Annotated in this window: 6 protein-coding genes and 1 CRISPR repeat array; all 6 genes read left to right on the top strand. The window is 70.6% G+C overall.

Annotation, left to right across the window (positions count from 1 at the left end):
- Positions 1–142: 142 nt before the first annotated feature.
- Positions 143–1,513: a CRISPR direct-repeat array (repeat unit 29 nt; unit sequence CTGCTCCCCGCGCACGCGGGGATGGTCCC).
- A gap of 291 nt (positions 1,514–1,804) precedes the next feature.
- Genes cas3 through cas6e form a run of 6 tightly spaced genes read left to right on the top strand, consistent with a single transcriptional unit; the run spans position 1,805 to position 9,825 of the window.
- Positions 1,805–4,768: a CRISPR-associated helicase Cas3' gene (gene cas3, locus IQ279_RS28340; RefSeq protein ID WP_241028771.1), complete on the top strand. Its 2,964-nt coding sequence runs from the start codon at positions 1,805–1,807 to the stop codon at positions 4,766–4,768.
- A gap of 12 nt (positions 4,769–4,780) precedes the next feature.
- Positions 4,781–6,466 (top strand): type I-E CRISPR-associated protein Cse1/CasA, encoded by a 1,686-nt coding sequence (gene casA / locus IQ279_RS28335; protein ID WP_241028770.1) that lies wholly within the window; start codon positions 4,781–4,783, stop codon positions 6,464–6,466.
- A complete protein-coding gene (casB, locus tag IQ279_RS26120; RefSeq protein ID WP_206351784.1) occupies positions 6,463–7,209 on the top strand; it encodes a type I-E CRISPR-associated protein Cse2/CasB in 747 nt (248 codons plus the stop codon). The genes casA and casB overlap by 4 nt, the downstream gene beginning before the upstream one ends.
- The gene (gene cas7e / locus IQ279_RS26115; protein WP_206351783.1) at positions 7,206–8,396 is read left to right on the top strand and encodes a type I-E CRISPR-associated protein Cas7/Cse4/CasC; all 1,191 of its coding nucleotides are present in this window, start codon (positions 7,206–7,208) and stop codon (positions 8,394–8,396) included. The genes casB and cas7e overlap by 4 nt, the downstream gene beginning before the upstream one ends.
- On the top strand, positions 8,393–9,118 hold the full coding sequence (gene cas5e / locus IQ279_RS26110) for a type I-E CRISPR-associated protein Cas5/CasD (RefSeq protein ID WP_206351782.1): 726 nt from the start codon (positions 8,393–8,395) through the stop codon (positions 9,116–9,118). The genes cas7e and cas5e overlap by 4 nt, the downstream gene beginning before the upstream one ends.
- Complete coding sequence (gene cas6e / locus IQ279_RS26105) at positions 9,118–9,825, top strand: type I-E CRISPR-associated protein Cas6/Cse3/CasE (protein WP_206351781.1); 708 nt, start codon at positions 9,118–9,120, stop codon at positions 9,823–9,825. The genes cas5e and cas6e overlap by 1 nt, the downstream gene beginning before the upstream one ends.
- Position 9,826: the final 1 nt, after the last annotated feature.

The raw sequence follows: 9,826 nt of genomic DNA, 5'->3' as shown, positions 1-9,826 counted from the left end.
GAGACATCAACTCGTAGGATGTCTCGCGGGTGCTCGCACGGTGGACTCAAGAGAAGGTATGCGTGATATGGCGGATATGCCGGAGCCTTCAAAGCTGGTCGGAACTCGCGGTTCCGGCGGGTAAACCCGCAGGTCACGGAGTCTGCTCCCCGCGCACGCGGGGATGGTCCCAGGGTGCGGTCAAGCATGTTCGGGCTGGACGGCTGCTCCCCGCGCACGCGGGGATGGTCCCGGCTGTATGTGGTCAAGGTGCTCCGCCGGATCCTGCTCCCCGCGCACGCGGGGATGGTCCCGAGTCGGCGCACGTAGCCCACGAGATCCGGGTCTGCTCCCCGCGCACGCGGGGATGGTCCCCCGACGCCGGAAACGATCTCGTGGTGCGTGCGCTGCTCCCCGCGCACGCGGGGATGGTCCCGGCATCAACTTCAAGTCGCACCCGCTGAACGACTGCTCCCCGCGCACGCGGGGATGGTCCCGCGCACACCTACGGCATTGAAGTTGAGAACCTCTGCTCCCCGCGCACGCGGGGATGGTCCCTTTGCCGAAGCCCGCGCCCTTGAACACTTTTCCTGCTCCCCGCGCACGCGGGGATGGTCCCATGCACGGCTTCTACGAGGCGCCCGGAGTGCTCTGCTCCCCGCGCACGCGGGGATGGTCCCTACCGGAGCGCGCGCCTCACTTGAGCAGCGATCTGCTCCCCGCGCACGCGGGGATGGTCCCGAATCCCACCACTCCGGCAGCTTCTCGACCAGCTGCTCCCCGCGCACGCGGGGATGGTCCCGCTCCGTTCGTAGTCTCCGCTGTGTCAACCGTCTGCTCCCCGCGCACGCGGGGATGGTCCCGCCCGGTGGGATGACCGCGTACTCGGCCGCAGCTGCTCCCCGCGCACGCGGGGATGGTCCCTCAGGCGAGACCAGCTGGACACTCTGATCCAGCTGCTCCCCGCGCACGCGGGGATGGTCCCTCCAGCGTGGACATCTCGCCGCTGGTGGCGGTCTGCTCCCCGCGCACGCGGGGATGGTCCCACGTCCACGGCGACGGGGTGCTGGTGGTAGGCCTGCTCCCCGCGCACGCGGGGATGGTCCCTACTCCGGCAACAGTAAGAGCAAGTCGAAGCCCTGCTCCCCGCGCACGCGGGGATGGTCCCCATGGAGGGTCCGGCGGGTACGCGCATGCTCCCTGCTCCCCGCGCACGCGGGGATGGTCCCGCGGCGATCAGCCCCGCGCTGTAGTCCAGCGTCTGCTCCCCGCGCACGCGGGGATGGTCCCTCGGTGCCGTAGCCGTCTCGGGTGATGAGCTTCTGCTCCCCGCGCACGCGGGGATGGTCCCAGGCCGGTGCATCCCACCGTCAGGAACGGCAGCTGCTCCCCGCGCACGCGGGGATGGTCCCACCCGCACCCGTACCGACCGGTACGACGAGATCTGCTCCCCGCGCACGCGGGGATGGTCCCTCGCCGTCCCCCAGGAGATCGAGCGACTCCGCCTGCTCCCCGCGCACGTGGGGATGACCCCAACAACAAGATCACCCGGTGGTACGGCATCGGCTGCTCCCCGCGTGCGCGGGGAGCAGCTGCTAGGGCGATCCTGTGTTGTGACCCGGGGGTCCCTGCCATCGCACCAGTCCGTATGGGCTGCTAGGGACTCCCGGGCCTGACTGGTTGTGCCGAGGCTGGACGCGGTCCAGTCTCCAGGATCTTGATGGTGGTGCGGACAGCAGCGATCAGAAGGTGATCGCTTGCGTTCTGTTTCGTGCAGTTTTCGGCATCCGTTTCGTGAGGGGTATGGCGCATGTTCAATAGCGCCATGGCTGGTGTGGGGGATGAGGAGCCGGGCCTGGGGGCGCGCTTGACCGGGGCGGTGCGGACCGTGTGGGCCAAGCATGACCGGGCGACGGACGGATGGCTGCCGCTGTGGCGGCACATGGCCGACAGCGGTGCCGTGGCCGGGCTGCTGTGGGACCGCTGGCTTCCGTCGAACGTGAAGGCGCTGGTGGCCGAGCCGCTTCCTGGCGGCATGGACGACGCGCGTCGGCTCGCGGTGTGGCTCGCGGCCACTCATGACATCGGCAAGGCGACGCCGGCCTTCGCCTGCCAGGTGGATTCCTTGGCGGACGCGATGCGTGCGGCCGGGCTCGACATGCCGGGCCGCAGGCAGTTCGGCGAGGATCGGCGGAAGGCCCCGCATGGCCTGGCTGGTCAGTTGCTCCTTCAGGAATGGCTGACGGAGGGCTTCGAATGGCCGAAGCGTATGACGACGCAGTTCGCCGTCGTCGCGGGCGGGCACCACGGTGTGCCGCCGGGCCACAGCCAGCTGCTCGACCTCGACTCGCGCCCGGAGCTGCTGCGCACCCCTGGCCCGGCCGAGCCGGTATGGCGGCGGGTGCAGACTGAGCTGCTCGATGCGTGCGCCGACGCCTGTGGTGTGCGGGAGCGGCTCGGAGATTGGCAGTCGGTGCGGCTGCCCCAGCCCGTGCAGGTTCTTCTGACCGCGTTGGTCATCGTCGCCGACTGGATCGCCAGCAACCCCGAGCTTTTCCCATACTTTCCCGAGGAGTACCCGCGCAGCGAGGCCGAACGGGTGGCCGCCGCCTGGCGCGGTCTGAGACTTCCTCCGCCGTGGACGCCCTCCGAGCCCGGCTGTACGGCGGACGAGCTGTTCGCCGCGCGTTTCGACCTGCCGTCCGGAGCGCGGGTCCGTCCGGTACAGGAGGAGGCCGTGCGGCTGGCGCGGTCGATGCCGTCGCCTGGTCTGCTGGTGATCGAGGCTCCGATGGGGGAGGGCAAGACGGAGGCCGCGCTGGCGGCTGCGGAGGTCTTCGCGGCGCGTTCCGGTGCGGGCGGGGTGTTCGTTGCCCTGCCCACCATGGCCACCGGCAACGCGATGTTCCCCCGCCTCCTGGACTGGCTCGACCGGTTGCCGCTGGACGGTCTGGAGGCGAAGGAGCGGTCCGTCCTGCTGGCCCACTCCAAGTCCGCCCTCAATGAGCACTATGCGGGCCTGCTGCGGAAGAGTGGGCGCACCGTCGCCGCGGTTGACCAGTTCGGTGACGGGGGTGAGACACGGCCGTCCGCCGATGCCCGTTCCGCGTCGGCGGAGTTGGTCGCCCACCAGTGGCTGAGGGGGCGTAAGAAGGGATTGCTGGCTTCCTTCGCAGTGGGGACGATCGACCAGTTGTTGATGGCTGGCCTCAAGAGCCGGCATCTGGCGCTGCGTCATCTGGCGTTCGCCGGGAAGGTCGTCGTGATCGATGAGGCGCACGCCTACGACACCTGGATGAGTACCTATCTCGACCGGGTTCTGTCCTGGCTGGGTGCCTACCGGGTGCCTGTGGTGGTTCTCTCGGCTACCTTGCCCGCTTCCCGGCGCCGGGAGCTGGCCGAGGCGTACGCCGGTGCCGCCCAAAGCGACCGGGACGGTTACGCCGGGCTTGCCGCTGCCGAGGGCTACCCGCTGCTCACCGCCGTGGCCCCCGGTACGGCCCCCGTGATAGGGCGGCCCGCCGCGTCCGGGCGGTGCACCGACGTACGGCTGGAGCGTTTGGGTGACGATCTCGGCATCCTCGCCGACCGGCTGGCCGGGGAACTCGCCGACGGCGGCTGCGCACTGGTGGTGCGCAATACCGTGGACCGGGTCCAGGAGGCCGCCGACCTGTTGCGGGAGAGGTTCGGTGCGGAGGCGGTGACGGTGGCGCACGCCCGCTTCCTCGACCTCGACCGGGCAGACAAGGACGCCGGGCTGCTGGAGCGCTTCGGCCCGCCAGGGGAGGACGGGACATCGCCGAAACGTCCCGCCGGCCGACACATCGTGGTCGCCAGCCAGGTGGCGGAGCAGTCCCTCGACGTGGACTTCGACCTGCTGGTGACCGACCTGTGCCCGGTCGATCTGCTGCTCCAGCGGATGGGGCGCCTGCACCGCCACGACCGTGCCGGGCGGCCTGCTCGGCTGCGCACAGCGCGTTGCCTGGTCACCGGCGTCGACTGGGAGACCGGACCCGCACCCCTGCCGGTGCGGGGCTCCCGCCGTGTCTACGGCGAGTACCCGCTGCTGCGTTCCCTGGCCGTACTGGAACCGTACTTCTCCGATGCCTCCGGTGCTCCCGAAGCTTCCGGCGGCGATGCCGCCGTGCAGCTGCCCGGGGACATCAGCCCGCTGGTGCAGCGCGCCTACGGGGACGATCCCCAGGAGCCGGACGCATGGGTGGAGGCCGTCGAGCGGGCCCGTGATGAGCACGAGAGACACCGCGCCGGACAGCGCCGGGGCGCCGACGCCTTCCGCCTGGACGAGGTACGGCGCGCGGGGCGGCCGCTCATCGGCTGGATCGACGCCGGAGTAGGCGATGCCGACGACACCCGGGCCGGGCGCGCCCAGGTCCGCGACGGCGAGGAGAGTCTGGAGGTCTTGGTGGCGTGGCGCCGCGCGGACGGCACCTTGACCACCGTGCCCTGGCTCACCGAGGGACGTGGCGGCCTGGAACTGCCGACCGACGCCGTACCGCCGCCGAGGGCGGCGCGTGCCGTCGCCGCGAGCGGGCTGCGACTTCCGTACCACTTCTCCTATCCGCGCGTGCTGGACCGGGCGATCGAGGAGTTGGAGGAGCTGTGCGTTCCCGCCTGGCAGGTGAAGGAGTGCCACTGGCTGGCAGGGGAGTTGATCCTCTTCCTCGAGGAGGGCGTGGACGAGAACTGTCAGACCCGGCTGGCAGGCTACGAACTCCGTTACAGCCAGACCGATGGGCTGCGGGTGGTCCGCAACGGGGCGGACAAGTAGGGAGACGTACAGATGAACGACGCCGTGCCCAAAAGCGGCGCATCCTTCGACCTGACCTCCCGGCCATGGCTGCCGGTGCAGTACGGGGACGGTCGGGAGGCCGAGCTCTCCCTGGGGGAGGTCTTCGCACAGGCCGCTGACATCCGGCGGCTGGTGGGCGACCTGCCTACCCAGGAGTTCGCCCTGCTCCGGTTGCTGCTGGCGATCCTGCACGACGCCGTGGACGGACCGGAGGACATCGATGCCTGGGAGGAGTTGTGGAGGGACGGCGACTCGTTCGACCCGGTCGCCGAGTACCTCGACCGGCACCGGGAGCGGTTCGACCTGCTGCACCCACGCACTCCCTTCTTCCAGGTGGCGGACCTGCGGACGGCCGGGGACGAGGTGTTCTCCCTCAACCGCATCGTCGCCGATGTGCCCAACGGGGAGCCGTTCTTCACCATGCGGTCGCTTGGTGTGGGCCGCCTTGGTTTCGCCGAGGCCGCACGGTGGCTGGTGCACGCCCATGCCTACGACACCTCCGGCATCAAGTCGGGCGCGGTGGGGGACCCCAGGACGACGAAGGGCAAGGTCTACCCGCAGGGTGTCGCCTGGACCGGGAATCTGGGAGGCGTCCACGCCGAGGGCGGCACCCTGCGGGAGACGCTGCTTCTCAACCTGATCGCCGCCGACACCGGCACGATCCGGATGGGGGAGGAGGACCGACCCGCCTGGCGCCGTGAACCGTGCGGCCCCGGCCCCGCCGACGGCAAGGACCTGGCGGAACGCCCCTCCGGGCCGCGTGACCTGTACACCTGGCAGTCCCGCCGGGTGCGGCTGCATCACGACGGGGAGGACGTCCACGGCGTCGTCCTCGGTTATGGCGACCCTCTCCAGTCTTACGAGGACCGGCACCGCGACGAGCCCATGTCCGGCTGGCGGCGCAGCCAGGCACAAGAGAAGAAGCGGGGGGCGCCGCTCGTCTACATGCCGCAGGAACACGACCCGTCCCGTGCCGCCTGGCGCGGATTGGCCAGCCTGATCGCCCCGGCGGACCAGAACACTTCAGGCTCCCGGGATGCCCCTTCCCACCTGCGTCCGCGCATTCTGGACTGGGTGGCCCGCCTGGTCACCGAAGGGGTGCTGCCCGACGATCACTTCCTCAGAGCACGCATCGTCGGCGCAGCTTACGGCACCCAGCAATCCGTGATCGACGAAGTCGTGGACGACGGCGTCACCATGGCCGTCATCCAGCTGCACGCCGGCGACCGGCGCTTCGGCCGGACGGCGGTGGCCGCGGTCCAGGACGCCGACCAGGCGGTGCGGACACTGGGCGACCTGGCCGACCGGCTCGCCCGGGCGGCCGGCACCGAACCGGAACCACGCCGCTCCGCCGCCCGCGACCTCGGCTACGACGCCCTGGACGCACCATTCCGCCACTGGCTGAGCGAGTTCCGAGTCGGTGATGACCCGCAGGCCAAGCGCGGTGAATGGCACCGGCAGACACACAGGCTCATCAGCCGGCTCGGCGACAAGCTGTTGGACGAGGCGGGGACCGCCGCCTGGGAAGGACGCATCGGGGAGCGCGGTGAATGGCTCAACTCCGCCTGGGCCGACCTGCGATTCCGAGCCGACCTCAACAAGGCACTCCCGCTCGCCTCCACCTCGGACGACCCTCTGGCACCCGGCGGGACCGACACCCCAAAGGCACACGCATGACAACCACCACTCCCACGATCCCGGCTCCCACACCCCCGGAACCATCCACCTCTCCTCCGCCTCGCCGACGCCCGCAGCTGCAACTGCTCAAGGAGGCCGTCGACCAGCGCATCACGGAACTTCAGAGCGGCTACCTGAAAGACCGCTCCGACGCCGTCGCCGCCCTGGCCCGGCTACGCCGCGGAGTGGGAAGACCCGCCGCCGCGCTGCCGGAGCTATGGGGCCTGGGCGCCGACGAGGCGGTCCACCAGGCCCATATTCAGGGAAGGCTGACGTACGAGCAGGCCGAGCAGGCAGAGGAGGCCGCCCACATCGCGCTGTCTCTCTGGTCGCTGCACCAGCAGTCCCACCACGACCAGCGCATGCACCGGCGCCACGGCCTGGAACTGGGCGCAGCGGTCCGCCGCCTGATGCCACCGGGCGAGCTGGACGAGCCGATCCGCAAGCGGTTCGTGCGCGCCGCCACGGCAACCTCACCGACCATGCTGGCCCAGCGGCTGCGGGAGATCGTGGTGCTGCTGCGGCGGGAGGCGATCCCGCTGGACTACGGCCTGCTCGCCGACCAGCTCTACACCTGGCAGCAGCGACCAGAGGGCACGGAGAAGATCCGCCGCTCCTGGGGGCGTTCCTTCCACGCCCACCGGGAGAAGACCACAGCCGCCGATGGAACTCCTGGCGCCTCCGGCAGCGCGGACGCATCCCAGAACACCGACACCACGACCTCGAAGGACGACACCCTGTGAGCCGGACCATCCTCGACGTGCACGTACTGCAGACCGTCCCGCCCAGCAATCTCAACCGGGACGACACCGGCTCCCCCAAGACCGCCGTCTACGGCGGAGTGCGCCGGGCACGGGTGTCCAGCCAGGCGTGGAAGCGGGCCACCCGGCGCTCCTTCGACGACCTCCTCGACCCGGCCGAGCTGGGCGTGCGCACCAAGAGGGTCGCCGAACTCCTCGCCGACCGGATCAAGCCCGCCCTGCCCGACCTGAGCGACGCTGAGCGGCTCGCGCTGGCCGCCGAGACGGTCCAGGTCGCCACCGGCTCCAAGATCGAGGTTCCCAAGCGCAAGGCGGAATCGGCGAAGAAGAAGGGTGAGGAAGAACCGGCCCCGGAGTCCTCCTACCTGATGTTCCTCAGCTCCCGGCAGCTCGACGGCCTCGCCGCCCTCGCCGCCGAGGGCGCGGACGACATCAAGAAGTTCCTCAAGGACAAGGGGAACAAGGCCCGCGCCAAGCAGATCGCCGACACCCGCCACTCGGTCGACATCGCCCTGTTCGGCCGGATGGTCGCCGACTCCACCGACATCAACGTCGATGCCGCCACCCAGGTCGCCCACGCCATCAGCGTGCATGCGGTGGAGAACGAATCCGACTACTACACGGCCGTCGACGACCACAACACCGACGCCGAGCCGGGCGCGGGCATGATCGGCACCGTCGACTTCAACTCCGCCACCTTGTACCGCTACGCCGCCGTCGACGTCGACCTGCTGCGCCGCAACCTCGGCAAGGGCCTGCGCGAGGACGAGTCCGCCGCCGAGCCGGTGCGCCGGGCCGTCCAGGCCTTCCTGCACGGTTTCGTCGCCTCCCTGCCCACCGGGAAGATCAACACCTTCGGCAACCACACCCTCCCGGACGCGGTGATCGTCAAACTCCGCAGCACCCGTCCGGTCAGCTTCGTCGCCGCATTCGAGGAACCCGTCACCGCCGACCTCACCGGCGGCCATCTGAAGGCCGCCTGCGAGAAGCTCGCCGAGTACGTCCCGGACCTGGAGCGCGCCTACGGAAGTGACGGCGACCCCGCCTGGGTGCTGCGCATCGGCCCGGCCACCGCCAAACTCGCCGGACTGGGCACCGGGACCACCCTCACCGAGCTGGTCGACGCCGTCGGTGCGGCCGTCGCCGAACGACTGGGCCCGGACGCATGAGCGTCCTTGTTCTCCTGCTGGCGGCCCCCCTGCAGTCCTGGGGGGCCTCCGCCCGTTTCGCCCGGCGCACCACCGAGCCCGTCCCCACCAAGAGCGGCGTCCTGGGCCTGCTGGCCGCCGCCCAGGGGCGCGAGAGGAGCGCCGACCTGTCCGACCTGGCCTCCTTGCGCTTCGGCGTGCGCGTCGACCAGACCGGCACCCGCGTTCGCGACTACCAGACCGCGAAGCACGCCGACTCGGGCAAGTCCATGCCGGTCTCGGAGCGCTTCTACCTGGCCGACTCCGTGTTCGTCGCCGCCGTCGAGGGCGATGACACCCTGATCGGCGACCTGCACGCAGCCGTGCGGGCGCCGGTCTTTCTGCCCTACCTCGGTCGCCGCTCCTGCCCACCGGCCCGCCCTCTCGACCTCGGCATCCGGTCGGGGACGGACCTGCGCCAGGCGCTGCGCACCGAGCCCTGGCATGCCGCCGAGTGGTACCAGCGCCGACACCGCGACCAGCAGCGCATCGACCTCCAGCTGTTCCTCGACACCGAACCGGGGAGCACCACTGCCGAAGACAGCCTGCGAGACCAGCCGCTCAGTTTCGACCCCCGGCACCGCCGACACGGGCTGCGCGCCGTTCGCTCCGAAACCGTCTCCGTGGCCAATCCCCAGGCACGCAAGCCCCGCCGAGCCGCGGTCTTGCACCACGACCCGATGCCACTGCTCGAAGGTGACTGATGTACCTGACCCGCTTCCGTATCAACACCGCGCGGATGGGCGCCAGGCGCCTGCTGTCCTCGCCCCAGGTGATGCACGCGGCCGTGATGTCCTCCTTCCCCACAGCCCCGCCCGCCGCCGGCGAGGGGCCGCGGGTGCTGTGGCGCGTCGACCACAACAGCGCTTCCCAGGTGCTGCTCTACATCGTCAGCCCCGACCGGCCCGACCTCACCCACCTCGTTGAACAGGCCGGGTGGCCCACCGCCGAAGAGGGATGGCGGACCCGCCCCTACACACCCTTCCTCTCCCGCCTGGAGAACGACGGGATCTGGGCCTTCCGGCTCACGGCCAACCCGGTCCACAGCATCCGCCGCACGGACGGCGAACCGACCAAGCGCACCGCGCACCTCACCCCCCGGCACCAGACGCAGTGGCTGCTCAAACGGCAGAAAGACGCCGGCTTCCGCATCCTGGAAAAACCCGAGGAGCAACGCCGCCTGCCCGAAGGCGACGCGCACGAACTGATCGTGCACGGCCGCCGCGACCTGGCCTTCGGCAAGACCGAGCAGACAAGCGGCCGCAAGAACCGCGTCACCCTGACCGCCGTCACCTTCGACGGACGGCTCCAGGTCACCGACCCCGACGCTCTGCGCCGCACCCTCGTGGTGGGGCTGGGGAAGGCGAAGGCGTACGGCTGCGGGCTGATGACCCTCGCTCCCGTGGGGTGAG

Origin of the sequence: Streptomyces verrucosisporus, assembly GCF_017114865.1 — a bacterium.
In the GTDB taxonomy this organism is placed as follows: Bacteria; Actinomycetota; Actinomycetes; order Streptomycetales; family Streptomycetaceae; genus Streptomyces; species Streptomyces fenghuangensis.
This window is presented reverse-complemented; position numbering and strand designations above follow the sequence as displayed.

Excerpts from the sequence above, each read along its gene's own strand:
- cas3 (WP_241028771.1), top strand. The coding sequence starts at position 1,805 with ATGGCTGGTGTGGGGGATGAGGAGCCGGGCCTGGGGGCGCGCTTGACC.
- casA (WP_241028770.1), top strand. The coding sequence starts at position 4,781 with ATGAACGACGCCGTGCCCAAAAGCGGCGCATCCTTCGACCTGACCTCC.
- casB (WP_206351784.1), top strand. The coding sequence starts at position 6,463 with ATGACAACCACCACTCCCACGATCCCGGCTCCCACACCCCCGGAACCA.
- cas5e (WP_206351782.1), top strand. The coding sequence starts at position 8,393 with ATGAGCGTCCTTGTTCTCCTGCTGGCGGCCCCCCTGCAGTCCTGGGGG.
- cas6e (WP_206351781.1), top strand. The coding sequence starts at position 9,118 with ATGTACCTGACCCGCTTCCGTATCAACACCGCGCGGATGGGCGCCAGG.